We start from the raw sequence: 18,854 nt of genomic DNA, 5'->3' as shown, positions 1-18,854 counted from the left end.
GAGGTTGTCTATTTCAGAAGTAAAAACATAATTTTTCTCTAAAGTCTGAATTACAATCTGAATATTCATATTATTTTATGGTATATTATGGTACATTTAGTTTAAAAGGGGTATAAACCATGCAGCACGTCACTTTATTACCACTAGATTTATGCTATACAAATGTGATTTTCGAGCTATCAAATGATCTACATATAAAAAATGCATTGGGGATAACGGTAGAAAACATCGAAGATACGAAAGCATTTCTTCTTTTTGCAATAGAAGAAGAACGTCAAAAGAAATCCTTATCGAGAATGATTGTGAATGAAGAGGATGAAATAATTGGCCTCACCACACTTAAACATATTAATAATGAGAAGAAGCAATCTCACATTGGTAGTTGGCTTGGCTATCCGTACTGGGGAAAAGGCTATAACGAGGCTGCTAAAAAAGAAATCTTTAAAATAGCCTTTTTAGACTTACAACTTTCCTACGTATTTGCTGGTGCTAAAACGAATAATATCCGCTCATTAAAAGCACAAGAAAAACTACCTTATATTTCATTGCATGTGGAAAACAAGTTTCCAGACGAACACGCTGCACTAGAGAAAGAAGTAAAGTCACCTTGCTCTCTGCATGTCGTGTCACGTGAAAATTTTTTAAACTGGTTGAAATTACAGAATGAGGAGGAAAAATATGAAGGCATTGAAAGTTAGTTTAACCGTTGTAGTAGAATTAGCTCTTATTTATCTTTTTTCATTATTGGTCGGTTGGTCATTTATAGAGACCTTTTTCCTTGGTAGTTTAGCAATATTTGCAATTATGTGGTTAATTATTATGAGTAACCATAGAAATAACATTACAGATCACGCAATAAGTAAAACATTAACTGGCGTTGAGACTGGCGAAATAAAACCATTTCAAATTGTTTTGACTCCATCTATTATGGGTACTCTTTCACTTGTTTTAGTCAGTTTTATAATAACAGCTATTTACTATCTACCCTATTTCCTATAAAAAAGCACTCGTGAATTATCACGAGTGCTTTTCTACTATGCACGAGAAACGTATTTACCTTCACCAGTGTTGATGATAAGCATTTCGCCTTCGTTAATGAAGATTGGTACTTGTACAACAAGACCAGTTTCTAATGTAGCTGGTTTTGTTACGTTAGAAGCAGTATCACCTTTAATACCAGGCTCTGTTTCTGTAACTTGTAATTCAACTGTGTTTGGAAGTTCAACACCAAGTACTTCGCCTTGGTAAGTCATGATTGCTACTTCCATGTTTTCTTTTAGGAATTTAAGCTCGCGCTCGATTTGGTTTTCACCAAGTTCGATTTGCTCATAAGTTCCGTTATCCATAAATACGTGAGCCTCACCGCTTGCGTATAAGTATTGCATACGACGGTTTTCGATGTGTGCTTTTTCTACTTTCTCGCCTGCACGGAATGTTTTCTCTTGAACAGAACCTGTGCGAAGGTTACGTAGTTTAGAACGAACGAATGCAGCACCTTTACCTGGCTTTACGTGTTGGAAATCAAGTACTTGCCAAAGGCCATTATCCACTGCAATTGTTAAACCTGTACGAAAATCGTTTACTGAAATCATGTAAAAAAATCCTCCTGTATGTTACAAAATAATAAGTTCTTTTGGTGATTTCGTAATTACTTCATTACCTTCACTTGTTACAATGATATCATCTTCAATACGTACGCCGCCAATACCTGGAATATAAATACCTGGTTCTACTGTTACAGCCATACCTGGTTCAAGAACTGTATCAGAACGGAACGCTAAACCTGGTGCTTCATGGATTTCAAGACCGATTCCATGGCCAGTAGAGTGTCCGAAGTATTCACCGTATCCTTTTTCCGTTATGTAATCGCGCGTTAACGCATCCGCTTCACGGCCTGTTAAACCAGCTTTAATACCGTTCACACCACGTAGTTGTGCTTCTAAAACGATATTATAAATTTCTTTCAATTTATCAGATGGTTCACCAACTGCAATCGTACGAGTAATATCAGAACAATATCCTTTATAATAAGCGCCGAAGTCTAATGTAACGAAATCTCCTGTTTCTATCACTTTTTCAGATGCCACGCCGTGCGGTAATGCCGAACGAAGACCTGAAGCAACGATAATATCAAACGAAGAAGATGTTGCTCCTTGTTTTCTCATGAAAAATTCAAGTTCATTTGACACTTCAATTTCAGATACTCCCGGGCGAATGAATGATAGAATATGCTCAAAGGCAGCATCTGCAATCTGTGCAGCTTCCTTTAATATCTTAATCTCTGAATCAGTCTTTATCAAGCGTAACTTTTCTACAAGGCCAGAAGTCGGGATAAATTCAGCATCAATCGCTTCCTTATGCACTGAATAAGAACTATATGTAAGAGTATCTTGCTCAAAACCAAGCTTTTGAATTCCAAGCTCTTTCACTTGCTTTGCCACTTCATCAATGATCAATCCTGCGTGCTGCACAATCTCATATCCAACCGCTTGTTTACTTGCCTGCTCGACATAACGGAAATCTGTAATAAATTGAGCACGATCTTTTGAAATAAGAACAACACCAGCTGTTCCTGTGAAGTTAGCCATATATCTACGACTATGTTCATTTGTTAACAAAATACCGTCAATACCAGCCTCATCAAATGCACTTCGTAATCTTTCGATTTTCTCCATTACTTTATGCCTCCCTCAATTTCTCCATTAATGCAAATAACGCTAACTTATAGCCATAAAAACCAAATCCAACAATTTGTCCCGCACAAACAGCTGCCGTCACAGATTCATGACGGAACGACTCACGCTGGTGAATGTTAGAAATATGTACTTCAATAACAGGAATCGAAATGCTCGCAATTGCATCTCGAATCGCATAGCTATAATGTGTAAATGCTCCAGGATTTAAAATGATCCCTTCATATATATCTTCCGCCTCATGAATACGATCGATAATCGCACCTTCATGATTCGATTGGAAACATTCTAACTCCACTCCCATTGTTTCTGCTTCTTGCTTCATATCTGCTTCAAGTGTCGCTAGCGTGCCCTTTCCATATACATTTACCTCACGAACACCAAGGCGATTTAGGTTAGGACCGTTTACGAGGAGTACCTTTTTCATATGCTTAAAACTCCTTATTATTAAATGTCTATACAACATTTTAACATAGGAGTTACTTATTTGAATAGTTTGTCTTCTCTTCCCCTTCTCGCTCGGCCTTATTGGTATTTACTGCGTAAGAAACAGAGTAGGCTATAAACACACCATACAATATAAAAATGCATATGGTCGTCACAATTGTTTCTTTCGGTAAATGGAGTGCACTTTTAATAGCAGGAGCCATTAAACCCATCCCCAAAAACAGTAGTGCCCACCAAAATAGCCCATAAATAATTCCCGCTATAATCCCTTCAAACTTCGCAAAAAATGCTTTATACAAAAAGGCAATCAAAATTGAAAGAAGTCCCATACACACTATTCCGGACACATTGCCCCATACACCCTCTTTCCAACTTCCAAACGCAAATGGTAAAAGGAAATAATTTGGTCCCGCCTCCGTGAATGAAAATATATGAAGGAAATACCATATTCCGCCCCAAAAGATTCCACCAAACAAACCAATCTGCACAAAATTCCTTGTTCCTAATTGTTCTTGACTCACATCAACACCTCCGCTCAATAGTATGCCCGAAACTATTTTGAAGCATGTTTAAATACTGCGAAATTTGTCTATAAAAAGAATAAGAAATGTCCGACTCTCATAACATTTTCACTTGTCATCTACTTGTATTTGCCGATAAAATAAAGGAAACTCGGTGATTGTCTTATTTCAAAACGACAGAACCCAGTATGACAATTGCCTCTTTTTCTACATAAGAGAGAAACAAATACAGGTTGGTGTTAACATGGCAGAAGAGTCAAAACAAATATATGGCGGGCAAGCGGTCATAGAAGGAGTTATGTTTGGCGGTAGAGAATATACTGTTACAGCGGTTCGTCGTAAAGATAAATCGATTGAATTTTATCGATTACCACGCGTTCGTAATAAAGTACTATCTACCCTAAAAAAAATTCCATTTTTACGAGGGATTGCCGCTATTGTGGATGCAAGTGCGAATGGAGCAAAGCATTTAAACTTCGCTTCAGAACGATTTGACGTCCACCCAGAAGATGATGAACAAATTGCAAATAAAAAAGAAGAACAATCAAAATTAACGATGGTATTAGGAGTTGCAGCTGTTGGCGTTTTATCTTTTATATTCGGTAAAGTCATTTTCACAGCAGTTCCTGCACTATTAGCTGAATTAACGAGACCGATTTTCCCATCTCATACTGGGCAAATCATTGTCGAAAGTGTCATTAAGCTCATGCTATTATTGAGCTATATATACTTTATTTCTTTAACCCCACTTATTAAGCGGGTATTTCAGTATCACGGTGCAGAGCATAAGGTAATCAATGCTTACGAGAATAACCTTCCTCTGACTGTAGAAAACGTTCAAAAGCAAACTCGTCTCCATTATAGATGCGGCAGTAGCTTTATTATATTTACAGTCATTATTGGAATGTTCGTTTATTTCCTAGTCCCTACAGACCCTCTTTGGGCACGAGTTATAAACCGAATTTTATTAATTCCAGTTGTACTTGGTATTTCTTTTGAAGTATTGCAATTTACAAATCGATTAAGAGATATTCCCGTATTACGCGTACTTGGATATCCTGGGTTATGGCTACAACTATTAACAACGAAAGAACCAACAGATGACCAAGTGGAAGTAGCAATTGCATCGTTTGAAGAATTATTACGTTTAGAGAACAAACAATAATTATTTAAAAATGGTGTTCAACTCCTTTCCTCATCGTTAATATACTAATTTTAATATACGTTTTTAGGAGGTGTCCCTTATGAACGGTCGTTCGTTTACTTTCGCTATATTTGTGCTTATTATCGGATTGGCAATATTCGGCCTTGTTTCATCTGTTATTACAAATCCCATGGGTGTATTAAGAAATATCGGGTACATGTTACTTGTTGTCGGTATCTTTTACTTGCTATACAAGATGTTTACAAATTCCAGTGGTTCTGCAAATTCGCAAAGCTCATATAAGCGTGCGGCAAAACAATCGAACCGCAAACATGGGAAACAAAATGTAGCACCCCTAGGCAATTCTTTCTTTAAGTCAAATACTTCTAATGACAAAATTAAAAAAGGGAATTCTTCCACTTTGAAACGAAAAAGAAAACAGTCTCATTTAACTGTCATTGAAGGCAAAAAAAGCAAAAAGAAAGACCGTGCTTCCTTTTAGGAAGTACGGTCTTTTTTTATACTTTGAAGCACTTCTTTTAAACTTTTCTCTTTCATACTTTCAATTCGAAGATGATGATTTTCAAATGGTAAATTCCGCGTCACATCATTGGGTACCACAATGCACGTTAATCCCGCTGCAACTGCTGCTCTCAATCCATTTAATGAATCTTCAAATACAACAGCTTCAGACGGCTTAATTCCTAATTCTTCTATTGCAACTCGATAAAGAGCTGGATCTGGTTTTACCTTCTCAACATCTTCTCTCGTTTTAATTACTTCAAAATATTCTCGAATTTGTAGTTCTTCTAAAAAATGAATAACCCATTCTCTAGACGAACTAGAAGCTAGTGCGATTTTTAATCCCATTTCTTTCGCTTCTTCTAAATATTCTTTTACCCCGTCACGAGCTTTTGGTATTTTCATTTTCTCTTTATGTAAAGTTGCCACTTTTTCTTTTAATGCACTTTTGTTAAAATTCTCTTTTAATTGATCATTTAAATATGCATAAAGTACCTCATCTGTTGTTCCAATGCATTTCGCAAATTCCTCTAAAGGTAGTTCCCCGCCGTATTCACGAACAGCATCTCTGAAAGAGTGAAACCATATCGTTTCTGTGTCCACAATTAATCCATCAAAATCAAAAATAATTGCTTTCATAATTCTCCCATCCTTTTCGAATTGAAATAAAAAAGGAAACGCCATACGTTCCCCTTAATTACTTTTCTCTTCATTTGCTCTTTGAACACCGCGAAGTGTTTCCACTCGGACTGCATCTTGTTCAAAGTATTGCACTAAATCACCAATGCGATCAATCGCTTCCCAACTTAAATGATGTTCAATTCCTTCTACATCATTGTAAATTTTACCTTCATCCACACCGATAATACGCATAAATTGCTCTAGCAAATCATGACGATATACGAGACGTTCTCCGATTTTTTTACCTTTTGTTGTTAATACAAGCCCTCTATATTTTTCATAAATTAGATATTCATCTTTGTCTAATTTTTGCACCATTTTTGTTACAGAGGATGGATGTACACTAAGCGCTTCAGCAATATCAGATACGCGGGCATAACCCTTTTCATCAATCAACAAATAAATTTGTTCAATATAATCTTCCATACTAGGGGTAGGCATCGGTTTCCTCCATCCAAGTTCATTTTGCTTATTCCGTACGAAGCAATCAATAAAATGATACACCAGAAAGAATAACGTGACAAGGTGGAAACGAGCCTAAATATATAAAACAAAAAAGAATCTGTATTTGCATACAGACTCCCCTTAAGTAAAATATTGTATTTCGGCATTAGGGAAAAACTCATTTATATAACCTCTTATCGTTTCTTCCAATACTGTTGCATCATCCTTTTTATATACATATTTTCCGATGCCATATCGGCCCCATTTATACTTTCGCTTCTCTTCATCCATTTCAAGCTTCGTATTTGGATAACGCTCTTGAATAACCTTTTTCGCTGGTTTCGTAAAACGATGCTGAATTAATTCAAACGTTAAATTTGGTATCGTCATATCTTTCAGCGCATTGTACAGTCGCTCAAATAGTTCACGATATCCTTCTTCCCATCCTTCATGCATATAAAGTGGCGCGCCTATAAAACCAAGTGGATAACCTGCACCTGCTACTTTACGCGCCGCCTCTATTCGCTCCTCAAACGGCGATGTCCCTGGTTCAAAATTTTTAATTACATATCGTGAATTTATACTAAACCTGAAACGAGTTTTCCCATTATGTTTTGCATCTAATAAATGATCAACGTGCGAATATTTCGTTACGAAACGTAAGCGCCCATGTTCACTTTCTCCAATGAATTCAATCGCCCGCTTTAATGCATGTGTTAAATGGTCAATCCCAACAATGTCTGATGTACACGCTGCTTCAAATCTTGTTATTTCAGGTGCCCTTTCATCCATATATTGCTTTGCCTTCTCAAATATTTCATCAAGATTGACATACACACGAACGTAAGGCTTACTCCCAAGTGTCGTTTGCAAATAGCAATAATGACAATGTCCCATACACCCTGTTGCGAGCGGAATTGCATATTCAGCTGACGGTTTTGACGTATCAAACTTTAGCGTCTTCCTTACTCCAACAACAAGTGTAGCCTTTGCATTACGATACTTTTGCAAATCATTTTCTCCTGGCAAATTTCTAATTTGATTATGTGATGTCGTTTCACGAATTTCTAATCCCATCTTCGTAAACTTCTCATAAAGCTCTTTTCCAAGTGGATATTCAAGTGCCTTCGGTTCAAAGTAAACGAGTTTTGGCATAAATGGTTTCATACGCTTCCCTCCTCTTGTTAGTATGAGGAACGCGGAAAAATTAAAACACATTAAAGTTTTCCACTTCAGTAACTCGCATTGCAAGTTACTGGATGTTATAATTTGGATAACAGCTACCTTGCAACGCAAGTTACCTGAGTAAAAGGTGGTGAAATCATGCACAGCCAAATGTTAAAAGGTGTACTAGAAGGTTGCATCCTATACATCATTTCACAAGAAGAAGTGTACGGATATGAACTGAGCACAAAATTAAATAAACATGGCTTTACATTCGTAAGCGAAGGAAGCATCTACCCTTTATTATTACGTATGCAAAAAGAAAAATTGATCGAAGGAACATTAAAAGCTTCCTCACTCGGTCCAAAGCGAAAATATTATCACGTAACCGATAAAGGGTTAGAACAACTTGAAGAATTTAAACAAAGTTGGGGAATGGTTTCTACTACGGTAAATAACTTATTACAGGGGGAGTGATAGGGATGAATGCACAAGACATGATTGAATTGAATAATAAAAAACGTGAGTTTCTAACTTCCGAAAACGAAGCTGCTTATGGCGATATGTTAGTATATCTTCGAATATCAAACGTACCTGAGCAACAAATGGAGGAACTGTTACTAGAAATATTAGATCACCTCATCGAAGCACAAACAGAAAATAAAAGCGCTTATGACATTTTCGGTAGTGATTTACAATCTTATTGCGATGAACTTATATCAGCTTTACCAGCCCAAACAAAATTAGAAAAAACTTCTTTAATCGGTTTTGTTGTTAGCTTACTTCTTGCTATACAGTTTGGCATAAATGCAATTATTTCATTTTTTATGTTTCTCTTTGAAAAAAACAATACATTATCAAGTCCGCCTTTTAGCATCCTTGGAACTACTTTGTCTGTTTCAATAATTATACTAGGTATACTATTTATTTTATATTTATTAAAGCGTTACTCATTTAATCAGAAAATGAATTGGAAAAGAAGAATTCTATTTGGATTCGCATTTGCTACTCCATTTTGTTCCGCTGTATTCTTAAATATTTATTTCCAAAAGCAACCTTATCTCATTTATCATCTAAACTTTTGGCAAAATGCTTTAATTGCTATCTTATTTTTTATTTTATATAAATTACTATATAAAAAATCAAATTTTTAACAGCCCTTCAAAAGGCTGTTTTTTCTTCTGTCTAATTTTACAAATTGAAAAATTTCATAAAGAAAATAAGAAAAATGCAAAATAATTAAAGTTAATTGTTGACGTGATGCTTTTATTATCGGTATCATAAATCTTCGTGAGCAATTATTTTTCGTTATACGATTTTTTTATTATTACTGAATTTTTGAGAGGAGAAATTAGATGTCAGTTAAGAAGAAAACGCAAGTACGCACCGGCAAAATGGTACGTGAACTAATGTTAGCAGACGAAGATGTAAATGCTTCGCTAATTATGGTATATAGTGAAAACGGTGTAAACGCAGAAATTAAAATCGAGGGCTTAACGCCGAAATGTAACGAAGAATTATTTTTGAGCGGAAACGTGGATTGGAACAAGAGTGTTATTTATAAAATTGTTGATTTCACTGGAAACGCTGAAGTTGGTAAAGTTACATTAACAGCGATGAACAAAAACAATGTTTCTCTAGAAATTGAACGCGTTATGTGGAGTAAAGAAAATAAAGAAGCTGCCGAGCAAGAAGAAACACGGGTAGAAGCAGCACCGAAAAAAGAAGTAGTTGTAGAAGCTCCAAAAGCAATTACACCTGCTCCTAAGCCTGTTACGCGGGTGGAAACACCTGCTATGGCACCTAAGCCTACTCCGGTACCGACACCGAAGCCAGTAAGCGTAGAAGCAGCTGTAGAACTAGCAACTCCAGCGCCTGTGAAAAAAGCAGTCCCTACTCCAGTTACAAAGCAAGAGACAGCACCGGTTGCTCCTGCAAAACCGAAGCAGCCTGCTTTGACTGAAACAAATTCAAAACTACAAGAAAATTATGTTAAACTCGTGAAAAAGACAATTGAAGTTTGTCAAGATTACGAGCTTGGCATCGACATAGATGATTCTATTGAAAGCTTAAAAGAAGAACTACAAAACCAAGGTATTAGCGTTACATTTGACAAAGAAATTATGGACGTTGTAAGTCGCCTTCGTTCTTTACAAGATAAAGGAATCAAAGTAGAAAAAGTACTTAATTTACTATAAAAAATAAGAGATGGCAATTGCCATCTCTTATTTTTTATAGTTCCACTCATTACTTTCATACTTTTCTTTCGCTAACGTTTGAACTTCATGTAACTGTTCTTCTGTTAATTCATATGGAACAAGTTCTATATCTAATCCTTCTTCAAAGCCAACTTCAAACGCTTTAATTAACTGTTCTATCGTAAATGTACGGTCTGTTAATTCATTAATTGCTACTGCTTTAGAAGAGAACATACTCTTCATACGTTCCTTCACACGTTCATTTGGGAATAAAAATAGATCATATAGTTCATCTAAATCAATTTCTAATGGAATCGATCCATGCTGTAAAATAACACCTTTTTGACGTGTTTGAGCACTACCAGCAATTTTTCGTCCTTCCACTACAATTTCATACCAAGATGGTGCATCAAAACATACGCCTGAACGTGGATTTTTTAAATTTTCACGATCTGCTTCTGTTTTTGGAACTGCATAATAGGCTTCTAACCCTAATGCCTTAAAACCATCTAATAAACCTTGCGAAATAACACGATACGCTTCTGTAACTGTTTTCGGCATGTTCGGATGATCTTCAGACACAATAACACTATACGTTAACTCTTTGTCATGTAGTACCCCCCTGCCGCCTGTTTGACGACGAACGAATCCATATTTCTTTTCGTTAACTACATCCATATTAATATCTTTTTCAACACGTTGAAAATATCCAACTGTTAATGTTGGTACTTCCCATTCATAAAAACGAATTGTTGGTGGCATTTTCTTGTCACTTTGCCAATTTAACAAACATTCATCTAACGCCATATTAAATGCCGGTGAACATTGACCAGAGTTAATATAACACCATTTTTCTTTTCCCATCCTGCACCTCATATAACCAATTATTTTTCACATTCTCTAGTCTACCAAATTCGACAAAATTTGTGAAAGAATACGAAATTTCTTCTTATATGCAAATGAATCTGTTGCATAAATACATATGGGCATTATAATATTGAAAGTAGGATAAGAAAAAAGGGAGCGATAGAATCGTGTCAACAACTTGGATTATTTTATTAGCCGTAATCGTAGCATTTATCGGCTACACTGTATGGATGTACTTCTATCAGAAAAAATTAATTAAAACTCTTACAGAAGAAGAATTTCGCGCTGGCTACCGTAAAGCACAGCTTATCGATATTCGTGAAGCAGACGAATATAACGCAGGGCATATTTTAGGTGCACGTAACATTCCGTTATCACAAATTCGCCTTCGCCATAAAGAACTTCGTCAAGATCAACCTGTTTACTTATATTGCCAAAGCGGATTCCGTACAGGTCGTGCAGCGCAATACTTAAAAAAACAAGGCTACAAAGATTTCTACCAATTACAAGGTGGATTTAAATCTTGGACAGGCAAAATTAAAAAGAAATAATAACATACAAAAAACTAGCTGAATAAATCAGCTAGTTTTTTCATTTCATCTTATTCACAATGTATAATAAACTCTGCTTGATTACCTTTTCATCGTTCTCTTCTACATTCCGATATAGCAGGCGATATTCAATGCCTTTCTCTTTCCACGTTATTCTCACACATTTTGACAACACTTTTTGCAAACAAAAAAGACCCCTATTATTCTTACGCCCAAGTGAAAAGGTTACGCGAATAAAAAGAAGTCTTATTAATACCATAGTTTGTGAAAAGCTTTTCAGGTCAAGATTTTTTCTTTCTTATTATTTTCCCTTTATAATAAGGGAAAGAGGTGATACATATGGCCAATATAAAACAAATTGCTAAAACTGCTGGTGTATCGATATCAACTGTTTCTCGTGTCCTGAATAATCACCCTTACGTAAAAGAAGAAAAGCGTAAGCGTGTTCTAGATGCTGTTGAAGAATTAAACTACGCAAAAAATATAAATGCTGTCCATTTAATAAAAGGGAAAACATATACAATTGGCGTTATGCTTCCTTTCATTAACCTCCCCTACTTCAGTACGATTATTGAAGGAATCGGAAACGAAGCGTTATTAGCTGGGTATCATATTAATTTATGTCAAACGAATTACGATAGCATTGAAGAAATTCGTGTTCTTGAAATGATGAAAATGAAACAATTTGATGGGATGATTATTTGCTCCCGAACGAGCTCTTGGGAACAAATCGAACCTTTTGCAAAATTTGCCCCTATTATTTCATGTGAAAAAATGAAGCATCCCCTCATTTCATCCATCTACGTAGATCATTATGAAGGTTTCCGTCTCGGTACTGCCTATTTACTAAGTAGAGGCCATGAAAAAATCGGAATTTGTTTAGCAAGAAAAACAAGTGTAAATTCCATGGAGCGCGAAAAAGCATTCGCCGATACACTTCGTAACGAAGGGAAAACGTTGCATCCTGAATGGATTTTCCACCAATGCTATACAATGCAGGATGGTGCACAAGTACTCCATCGTATTGTAAACATGAAAAATCGTCCAACTGCTATTTTTACAGCGAACGATCAAGTTGCAGCTGGTTTATTAACAGAGGCTCGAAAACATGGCATTCGAGTACCTGAAGACCTTGCTATCCTTGGGTTTGATAATCATGAAATTTCAAAGGCATTAGAAATTTCCACAATTGAACATCCCGGTCTCGCAATGGGCTCACATGCTTTTTCTTTATTCCATAAGCAGATCCAAAGCGAGCAAATTGTCGGCAGTGCAAAAGAGCTTTCATTCCATTTAATTGAGCGAGAGACTGTCTAAAAAGAGCGTTACCTATAACGCTCTTTTTCAGCTTTTCACCTATTGACTTTATATTTTCCATCTCATATAATGAACCTAACGAACGGTAGGTAGGGGATGAAAATGACAGCAAACCGCATTAAAGCTGTAGCACTTTCTCATTTCGCACGCTACGGCTACGAAGGAACTTCATTAGCAAATATTGCTCAAGAAGTTGGGATTAAAAAGCCATCGATTTACGCACACTTTAAAGGAAAAGAAGAGCTATATTTTATATGCTTAGAATCCGCTCTTCAAAAAGATTTACAAAGCTTCACTGAAGATATCGAAAAATTTTCAAATTCGTCTACTGAAGAATTGCTCTTACAATTACTAAAGGGCTACGCAAAACGATTTGGTGAAAGTGAAGAATCAATGTTTTGGTTACGAACTTCTTATTTTCCGCCTGATGCATTTCGCGAACAAATTATCGAAAAAGCGAATGCGCACATTGAAAACGTCGGAAAACTTTTATTCCCTATATTTAAACAGGCAAACGAGCAAAGTGAACTGCATAACATTGAAGTGAAAGACGCTCTAGAAGCTTTTCTATGCTTACTGGACGGACTTATGGTTGAACTACTATTCGCAGGTTTAAATCGCTTTGAGACTCGTTTAAACGCCTCTTGGCAAGTATTTTGGCGAGGCCTTTCAAACTGACGGATTGCTCCTTTGCAATGCGTCGTTTTTAAGCCCTTTACCTAACGACTGGTAGGAAGGAGAAATGAAAAATGGCATGGATTTATGTAATCTTAGCTGGTATTATTGAAATCTTTTGGGTGATTGGATTAAAACACGCGGAAGCACCACTTCAATGGGCTGGTGTTGCTCTATTAATTACAATTAGTTTCGTCTTATTATTTAGAGCTTATAAAGATTTACCTGTCGGCACTGTATACGCAGTCTTTACAGGTATTGGAGCTGGTGGAATCGTTCTTACTGAGATTTTCGTTTTCGGAGAACCTTTCTCTATCGTAAAAGTTTTATTAATCGGTTTAATCTTCTTCGGAGTAATTGGTTTAAAACGAGTAACAGAAGAAAAAGAAGCGAAGGAGGCCGCATAAAATGGCTTGGGTATTTTTAATTCTAGCTGGTATTTGTGAAATTATTGGTGTACTCTTTATGAAAGTAGCCACTGAAAAGAAAGGCTGGGCACCAAAAGTTATCTTAATCGCTAACTTCGGTGTAAGCTTCTTCTTCTTATCCCTTGCGATGAACACATTACCGATGGGAACTGCTTACGCGATTTGGACTGGAATCGGAACTGCCGGAAGTGCACTTCTAGGCATTCTCATTTTCCGAGAATCAGCGGATTGGCGTCGTCTTGCTTTCTTAAGCTGCATTCTATGCGGCGCTGTTGGCTTAAAACTATTAAGCTAACGTGAGGTGAATGTCATGTGGAAAGAAAAAGGAAAGAAAATATTAGCATGGATCACACTTGGTATCGTCATTCTATTACAAATAAGTTTTCATATAATAGAATCATTGTTTCATAAAGTATTATCCATTCTCACATTCCTTCCTAACATGACACTTGAAATTATATCGATTGTTTGGTCCATTATCGCCTCCATTGCAATCGTCATTATATGGAGTATCGCCAAACTATGGAATAAGTTATTAAAAAAGGACAGTACTTCTGAAAAAGAATAACTGTCCTTTTTTATATTCATTCAGACTTTCTGTAGAAGTTAGATGTGATAAGACAAAACAGACCAATTATAACAATACTTATACCAATTGCTTTATGCAAATTAGGAAACGGTGATGGTATGTCTGAATAAAAATTTGCTAATATGAGACCGATTGAAACGAAAAGTACCCCTATTCTATATAAACATTTTCTTTTGTCCATCATTCTCCCCTCCTAAAATTTTTCATACACTCCTTTCTTTTGGACATACTACCTAAAAAAGGAGTGAATAATATGCAAAATTCTATACATAAGCAAATCCTATTTTTATTTTTCCTCTTTCTTATTCTCGTTATCGTTTTCAGCTTTATATTACATACTCCGAAAGATGTGCCAAATAGCGTTTCTTTTTATAAACTACTGCTCTCGTATTGTCGTTATTGAAGAAGGTGCCTTTTATAGGGCACCTTTTAAAATTCTCTTTTTTCATATATTTTTACTGAAACAAAGATAGATGCTATGAACATGCACATTGAACTAATGAATAACAAGCTGTTGTATAGTTGAATTTGTTCTAAGTTAATTTGAAACAAAGCTTCTAAAACAACTATCGGTGCCATGAATATTACTATCGTAATGAAAATGGTTTTCTTATACCCTAGCCAAAAGGATATTGGTAAAACAAAACTTAAATACAATAAAATAAAGCTAATACTAGCAACCATTGTCGTTTCAATAAATTCAAATAAGTTAACCCCGCTCTTCATTCCCATCGTGAAACAACCGACCGTTACACTTATAAAAAGAATAATAATTGCTACTATATATTTCGCATACACAATTTGTTTTCTCAATATTGGTAAACTATTTACTATAACTTCACTCTCATTTTTACTATCTGCTTCAAATGTTTTTACTGTTGCCCCAATTGTAATAATTACTGACATAATGATGAACAAATTTTCCGTATCTGTTAAGGCCATATAAAAGAAAACAGGATACAATATGTACCAAATTAAAAATTTCCATTGAATGATGAAATCTTTTAAAATTAGTGGCTTGATCATGTATTACCCCTCCTAATATGAAAATGTCCCTTCTATAACTCTGCCTCCTGAAACATTTTCATTGAGAGAAACATTGATATGACTATACTTACTAACACTCCGATACCAAGAACACCCATTGCTTGTGTAGCCTCTTGAGAGTGAAGTACTTTTAACATAATTGTTTTATCACCAAAAATATTGCACATAAGACCAATCATACCCATTAAAGGAAAAAGCATAATCAAATTCAAGACAGTAATAGCTTTATATCCCCCAATGTAATTAGTCGGTATCGTTACTGCACAATAAATCAAAGTTGCTACTATTGCTGAAAATATTGCATATCCAGGCATAACTATATCTCTGTTCAATAAAATATTTCCTAATATTACGACTATAAAAGTTACACTCAAACCAGCCATAATAAATAATGTACTTGAAATATATTTAGCTATAATTATCTCTTTTCTCGTTATAGGCAAACTCACTAATACTTTTTCTGCCTTACTTTTCTCGTCATAATAAAAAGAAATATATATAATCGTACTACATGTTATAAATAATCCTATTGCAATCCCCATTGGTTCGACGGAATTCTTAAAAATAGATAAAATGGGTATTAAAAAATAGAAAGGAAACATCTTCTTCTGTAAGAAAAACTCCTTCAAAATCAACTGTTGCATATGAACTCTCCTCTCTATAAATCACACGTTTCATAAATTTTAATTGTAAGAAACATAGAAGCGATATAGACACTAGCTAATATCATTCCTCCAACTATAAATACACCAATATGTACTGGATTCATAATCCACTCACTGAATGAAGATGTTGTTTCATTCAGTCCATCACTAATAAATATCCAAAGAATTACACCCACTCCTATTGATGCTGCTGATACTATACTTCTTACTACCTTCGATTTTGTACCATAATAACTAGGAAAAAACGTGACAACAAAAAATGTGGCATAAACAGCTCCATTTATGACTTCATACCATGGAATTTCAATGTATAGATTAGTATGATATACACCGATATCACTAATAATCACAATACCTCTTATAAGAAAAACAACTAACATCGTAGAGATCATGCCACCTACAATGAATATTGCACAGGAAATATATCTAGCAATTATGATTTCCTTTCGACTTACCGGTAAACTATTTATAACAATGTCACTTTTATTTCTTTCATCCATAACGGTTAACGTCATAACCGATGAAAAGGTTATAAATAGACAACTCATTGGAAATAACAATTCACCACTTGCATCTAACATAAAGAACAAAAGGGGCATAACAAAATTCACTAACCACATAACCCGAAAAAAGAACAAATCTTTATATACGAGCTGACGCATAGGCACCTCTCCCTTTCGCAGTGTAAACGATGATATCGTCTAATGTAGGCTTTTCTATTACAACCTCATTTCCAAACCAATCGATAATTGCTTGTTTATCCTTCGCTAAACCTTCAAAACCAAATTTATTTTTTCGTAATCCAACAAATAGTTCTTTTCCTTCTTGATCTAATAAATCATTGCTTCCCTTTACGATTACGTAGTTCTCCATTAATTCATCTTTTTCACCAGTAAATATAATCTCTCCATCATTGATGAACGTAATATAATCTGCAATGCGCTCTAAGTCTGTTGTAATGTGTGTTGAGAATAATACAGATACTTCATCTTCCATTACAATTTCTTGCAACATATCAAGTAATTCACTTCGGACAACTGGATCTAATCCTGCTGTCGGTTCATCCATAATAATGAATTCAGCATGATGTGAAAGCGCGATTGCAATCGCAAACTTCATTTTCATCCCTTTAGATAGCTCTTTAATTTTTTTATACTTTGGAACTTGTAATCTGTGCATATACGATTGGTATTGATTTTCGTCCCACTTTTTATATAACGGTGCAATAATACGTTTCATTTGTTCACACGTTAAATCTTCGTAATAATGATTTTCATCATATACAAAGCCGATATTTTGTTTTATGTCCTTTCCGGCTTTCTTATTGTCTTTGCCAAAAATTTTTATATAGCCGCTATCTTTTCTAATTAAATTCATAATCATTTTGATCGTCGTACTTTTTCCGGCCCCATTCGGTCCGACAAACCCCATAATATATCCGCGTGGCAGTGTAAAACTTATATTTTCCACTGCGAAATCTTCATAACTTTTACAAACGTTTTTTAGCTCTAACACCCTTTATTCCCCCTCATATAAACACGCAATCATCTGCTGTAAATCTTCAAGTGAAAGCTGCAACGCTTTACTTTCATTTACAACCTCTTCCGCTTTACTTTCCAATAGACGAAGCCTTTGTTCTTTTAGTAGTTCATTATTTTTACGTGAAACATAAGTCCCCTTCCCAGCAACAGTTTCTATATATCCTTCTTTTTCAAGCTCCTCGTACGCACGCTTCGTTGTAATTACACTAATTTGTAATTCCTTCGCTAAGCTACGAATAGACGGTAATTGGTCTCCACCCTTTAAACCACCATTTAAAATAAGCTGGCTTAATTGTTTTCTTATTTGTACATAAATAGGGTCTTGGGAAGAATTCGAAATAATAATATTCATGTTTTCCTCCAGTGTGTATATACTGTATATACCTTATATATACAGTATATACACACCATCCTATTTTTGGCAAGAAAAAAAGACCAACATTGCCCTGTTGGTCTTTCGTATATGTATCACTTTTCAAAGCGATCTAACATCTCGTCTCTCATTCCGAAACTTACTACTGCAATTCCTATATACATAAACAGAAGGAATGCCGGATGAACCGTGTTGTACCAGCTGCTGTCAACGATTAAGTAAACCGTTAATGCCACAACAAGAACAAACGCTAAGATAAACATATAAAAGTGTCTTGTACTACCCATGATAAACTCCTCTCTTCTCACTTCACCATTCAACAGTTTATTTTATCGAATAATTCGATATGACTCAAGGTTAACTTTCTGTTATGTAATCAAGTTCCACCTTTACAATATCCTCACATGCTATTGAAATGATTGTTCCTTGTTTATCAATCGCCGTCACTTCTCTATTATCCATTACACGATTTGCTACTCTTTCTAACACTTTTCCTTGGTCTCGATAGCAAAATTCTTTTACATCTTTAATTGTTTCTCCATTTTCTAAATGGTATACCATTCTATAACATCGATATCCCACACTTTCACCCCCGTCTTGCTCGTTTTTTCACATATACATAAAAATGAGTAATCTTTGCCTCATCACACCTTCTTAATTTCAATAAAATTCTAACAAAAATAAATACTTTTATCAAACCGACTTTTTCAACAAAACTACCTATAAAACTACATCTTTACACCATTAGGAAAGAAAAAATATAATTTTTCAACATTTTCTTCACTATTTCTGCATAAAGTGAAACTTTAATCAGTGGGAATTTTTGTTCATCCCCACTGATTATTAGTTGAACCAATCGGGCATTTACGGACAGTTTATCTCCCACCTGACTTCTTTGCACCAGCTAAGTTTTGAGTTGGGAGTTTACTGTCCGTTAATGCGGGACAAATTCTCCATACAAAAAAAGAACTCGCATATAGCGAGTTC

The 18,854-nt window shown here is 35.3% G+C and carries 29 protein-coding genes and 1 pseudogene; 13 read left to right on the top strand and 17 right to left on the bottom strand.

The window, feature by feature from the left end; genetic code table 11:
* Window positions 1-119 precede the first annotated feature (119 nt).
* Both CGQ22_RS03650 and CGQ22_RS03645 read left to right on the top strand, forming a co-directional pair.
* Window positions 120-698, top strand: coding sequence for a GNAT family N-acetyltransferase (locus CGQ22_RS03650; RefSeq protein WP_001164982.1), 579 nt, complete (start codon window positions 120-122; stop codon window positions 696-698).
* Window positions 679-999, top strand: a complete 321-nt coding sequence (locus tag CGQ22_RS03645; protein ID WP_000645695.1) for a hypothetical protein — start codon at window positions 679-681, stop codon at window positions 997-999. The genes CGQ22_RS03650 and CGQ22_RS03645 overlap by 20 nt, the downstream gene beginning before the upstream one ends.
* 35 nt (window positions 1,000-1,034) lie before the next feature.
* Here the strand turns inward: CGQ22_RS03645 and efp are convergent, their stop codons facing one another.
* Genes efp through CGQ22_RS03625 form a run of 4 tightly spaced genes read right to left on the bottom strand, consistent with a single transcriptional unit; the run spans window position 1,035 to window position 3,661 of the window.
* Window positions 1,035-1,592 (bottom strand): elongation factor P, encoded by a 558-nt coding sequence (efp, locus tag CGQ22_RS03640; RefSeq protein ID WP_000626510.1) that lies wholly within the window; start codon window positions 1,590-1,592, stop codon window positions 1,035-1,037.
* A gap of 21 nt (window positions 1,593-1,613) precedes the next feature.
* A complete protein-coding gene (gene pepQ, locus CGQ22_RS03635; RefSeq protein WP_000411038.1) occupies window positions 1,614-2,675 on the bottom strand; it encodes a Xaa-Pro dipeptidase in 1,062 nt (353 codons plus the stop codon).
* Between the two features lie 4 nt (window positions 2,676-2,679).
* Complete coding sequence (gene aroQ / locus CGQ22_RS03630) at window positions 2,680-3,120, bottom strand: type II 3-dehydroquinate dehydratase (RefSeq protein WP_000757087.1); 441 nt, start codon at window positions 3,118-3,120, stop codon at window positions 2,680-2,682.
* A 52-nt stretch (window positions 3,121-3,172) separates the two neighbouring features.
* On the bottom strand, window positions 3,173-3,661 hold the full coding sequence (locus CGQ22_RS03625) for a YqhR family membrane protein (RefSeq protein ID WP_000076884.1): 489 nt from the start codon (window positions 3,659-3,661) through the stop codon (window positions 3,173-3,175).
* A gap of 244 nt (window positions 3,662-3,905) precedes the next feature.
* Here CGQ22_RS03625 and CGQ22_RS03620 point away from each other — a divergent pair, with 244 nt between their 5' ends.
* Both CGQ22_RS03620 and CGQ22_RS03615 read left to right on the top strand, forming a co-directional pair.
* Complete coding sequence (locus tag CGQ22_RS03620; protein WP_000807121.1) at window positions 3,906-4,826, top strand: DUF1385 domain-containing protein; 921 nt, start codon at window positions 3,906-3,908, stop codon at window positions 4,824-4,826.
* A gap of 79 nt (window positions 4,827-4,905) precedes the next feature.
* Window positions 4,906-5,307, top strand: a complete 402-nt coding sequence (locus CGQ22_RS03615; protein WP_001014460.1) for an SA1362 family protein — start codon at window positions 4,906-4,908, stop codon at window positions 5,305-5,307.
* Here CGQ22_RS03615 and CGQ22_RS03610 read toward each other — a convergent pair.
* The 3 genes from CGQ22_RS03610 to splB form a co-directional block, all read right to left on the bottom strand.
* Entirely contained in the window at window positions 5,304-5,966 is a 663-nt protein-coding gene (locus CGQ22_RS03610) for an HAD family hydrolase (protein ID WP_033673105.1), read from the bottom strand. The genes CGQ22_RS03615 and CGQ22_RS03610 overlap by 4 nt on opposite strands.
* 54 nt (window positions 5,967-6,020) lie before the next feature.
* Entirely contained in the window at window positions 6,021-6,449 is a 429-nt protein-coding gene (gene mntR, locus CGQ22_RS03605) for a transcriptional regulator MntR (RefSeq protein ID WP_001143082.1), read from the bottom strand.
* A gap of 144 nt (window positions 6,450-6,593) precedes the next feature.
* Complete coding sequence (gene splB, locus CGQ22_RS03600; protein ID WP_089148287.1) at window positions 6,594-7,619, bottom strand: spore photoproduct lyase; 1,026 nt, start codon at window positions 7,617-7,619, stop codon at window positions 6,594-6,596.
* Window positions 7,620-7,775: 156 nt separating this feature from the next.
* Here splB and CGQ22_RS03595 point away from each other — a divergent pair, with 156 nt between their 5' ends.
* The 3 genes from CGQ22_RS03595 (at window position 7,776) to CGQ22_RS03585 (ending at window position 9,814) form a co-directional block, all read left to right on the top strand.
* The gene (locus CGQ22_RS03595; protein WP_000556083.1) at window positions 7,776-8,093 is read left to right on the top strand and encodes a PadR family transcriptional regulator; all 318 of its coding nucleotides are present in this window, start codon (window positions 7,776-7,778) and stop codon (window positions 8,091-8,093) included.
* Window positions 8,094-8,098: 5 nt separating this feature from the next.
* The gene (locus tag CGQ22_RS03590) at window positions 8,099-8,770 is read left to right on the top strand and encodes a DUF1129 family protein (RefSeq protein ID WP_000993575.1); all 672 of its coding nucleotides are present in this window, start codon (window positions 8,099-8,101) and stop codon (window positions 8,768-8,770) included.
* Window positions 8,771-8,971: 201 nt separating this feature from the next.
* The gene (locus CGQ22_RS03585) at window positions 8,972-9,814 is read left to right on the top strand and encodes a hypothetical protein (RefSeq protein ID WP_000111903.1); all 843 of its coding nucleotides are present in this window, start codon (window positions 8,972-8,974) and stop codon (window positions 9,812-9,814) included.
* A 27-nt stretch (window positions 9,815-9,841) separates the two neighbouring features.
* Here CGQ22_RS03585 and CGQ22_RS03580 read toward each other — a convergent pair whose 3' ends face one another.
* Window positions 9,842-10,678, bottom strand: coding sequence for a lipoate--protein ligase family protein (locus CGQ22_RS03580; RefSeq protein WP_000514065.1), 837 nt, complete (start codon window positions 10,676-10,678; stop codon window positions 9,842-9,844).
* 170 nt (window positions 10,679-10,848) lie between these two features.
* Here CGQ22_RS03580 and CGQ22_RS03575 point away from each other — a divergent pair, with 170 nt between their 5' ends.
* Window positions 10,849-11,232, top strand: a complete 384-nt coding sequence (locus tag CGQ22_RS03575) for a rhodanese-like domain-containing protein (RefSeq protein WP_000108653.1) — start codon at window positions 10,849-10,851, stop codon at window positions 11,230-11,232.
* Window positions 11,233-11,272: 40 nt separating this feature from the next.
* On the opposite strand, the pseudogene CGQ22_RS03570 reads toward CGQ22_RS03575, so the two are convergent.
* Window positions 11,273-11,386, bottom strand: a pseudogene (locus CGQ22_RS03570) (DNA polymerase III subunit delta); the annotation flags it as partial.
* 185 nt (window positions 11,387-11,571) lie between these two features.
* On the opposite strand from CGQ22_RS03570, the gene CGQ22_RS03565 reads away from it, so the two are divergent.
* From CGQ22_RS03565 to CGQ22_RS03545, 5 genes are all read left to right on the top strand, one after another.
* Window positions 11,572-12,549: a LacI family DNA-binding transcriptional regulator gene (locus CGQ22_RS03565; RefSeq protein ID WP_001273977.1), complete on the top strand. Its 978-nt coding sequence runs from the start codon at window positions 11,572-11,574 to the stop codon at window positions 12,547-12,549.
* Between the two features lie 96 nt (window positions 12,550-12,645).
* Window positions 12,646-13,227, top strand: coding sequence for a TetR/AcrR family transcriptional regulator (locus CGQ22_RS03560; RefSeq protein WP_002164178.1), 582 nt, complete (start codon window positions 12,646-12,648; stop codon window positions 13,225-13,227).
* 71 nt (window positions 13,228-13,298) lie between these two features.
* Complete coding sequence (locus CGQ22_RS03555; RefSeq protein WP_000312354.1) at window positions 13,299-13,631, top strand: DMT family transporter; 333 nt, start codon at window positions 13,299-13,301, stop codon at window positions 13,629-13,631.
* Window position 13,632: 1 nt separating this feature from the next.
* Window positions 13,633-13,947: a DMT family transporter gene (locus CGQ22_RS03550; protein WP_000312623.1), complete on the top strand. Its 315-nt coding sequence runs from the start codon at window positions 13,633-13,635 to the stop codon at window positions 13,945-13,947.
* A gap of 15 nt (window positions 13,948-13,962) precedes the next feature.
* Window positions 13,963-14,220: a DUF3975 family protein gene (locus tag CGQ22_RS03545; RefSeq protein WP_000265370.1), complete on the top strand. Its 258-nt coding sequence runs from the start codon at window positions 13,963-13,965 to the stop codon at window positions 14,218-14,220.
* Between the two features lie 16 nt (window positions 14,221-14,236).
* Here CGQ22_RS03545 and CGQ22_RS03540 read toward each other — a convergent pair whose 3' ends face one another.
* From CGQ22_RS03540 to CGQ22_RS03500, 8 genes are all read right to left on the bottom strand, one after another.
* Complete coding sequence (locus CGQ22_RS03540) at window positions 14,237-14,425, bottom strand: hypothetical protein (protein ID WP_002164179.1); 189 nt, start codon at window positions 14,423-14,425, stop codon at window positions 14,237-14,239.
* 245 nt (window positions 14,426-14,670) lie between these two features.
* Window positions 14,671-15,264 (bottom strand): ABC-2 transporter permease, encoded by a 594-nt coding sequence (locus CGQ22_RS03530; RefSeq protein WP_074593489.1) that lies wholly within the window; start codon window positions 15,262-15,264, stop codon window positions 14,671-14,673.
* Between the two features lie 35 nt (window positions 15,265-15,299).
* On the bottom strand, window positions 15,300-15,932 hold the full coding sequence (locus CGQ22_RS03525) for an ABC-2 transporter permease (RefSeq protein ID WP_001186559.1): 633 nt from the start codon (window positions 15,930-15,932) through the stop codon (window positions 15,300-15,302).
* Window positions 15,933-15,946: 14 nt separating this feature from the next.
* Complete coding sequence (locus CGQ22_RS03520) at window positions 15,947-16,615, bottom strand: ABC-2 transporter permease (RefSeq protein WP_001249561.1); 669 nt, start codon at window positions 16,613-16,615, stop codon at window positions 15,947-15,949.
* Window positions 16,596-17,468, bottom strand: coding sequence for an ABC transporter ATP-binding protein (locus CGQ22_RS03515; RefSeq protein WP_000891284.1), 873 nt, complete (start codon window positions 17,466-17,468; stop codon window positions 16,596-16,598). The genes CGQ22_RS03520 and CGQ22_RS03515 overlap by 20 nt, the downstream gene beginning before the upstream one ends.
* Window positions 17,469-17,471: 3 nt before the next feature.
* Complete coding sequence (locus tag CGQ22_RS03510; protein WP_001021358.1) at window positions 17,472-17,846, bottom strand: GntR family transcriptional regulator; 375 nt, start codon at window positions 17,844-17,846, stop codon at window positions 17,472-17,474.
* A gap of 116 nt (window positions 17,847-17,962) precedes the next feature.
* Window positions 17,963-18,154 carry a hypothetical protein gene (locus tag CGQ22_RS03505; RefSeq protein WP_000535936.1) on the bottom strand — a complete coding sequence of 64 codons (192 nt, stop codon included), beginning with the start codon at window positions 18,152-18,154 and terminating at the stop codon, window positions 17,963-17,965.
* A gap of 70 nt (window positions 18,155-18,224) precedes the next feature.
* On the bottom strand, window positions 18,225-18,428 hold the full coding sequence (locus CGQ22_RS03500; protein ID WP_000262496.1) for a DUF3929 family protein: 204 nt from the start codon (window positions 18,426-18,428) through the stop codon (window positions 18,225-18,227).
* Window positions 18,429-18,854: the final 426 nt, after the last annotated feature.

The organism is Bacillus sp. M13(2017), from assembly GCF_002218325.1.
Classification (GTDB): domain Bacteria; phylum Bacillota; class Bacilli; order Bacillales; family Bacillaceae_G; genus Bacillus_A; species Bacillus_A thuringiensis_K.
This window is presented reverse-complemented; position numbering and strand designations above follow the sequence as displayed.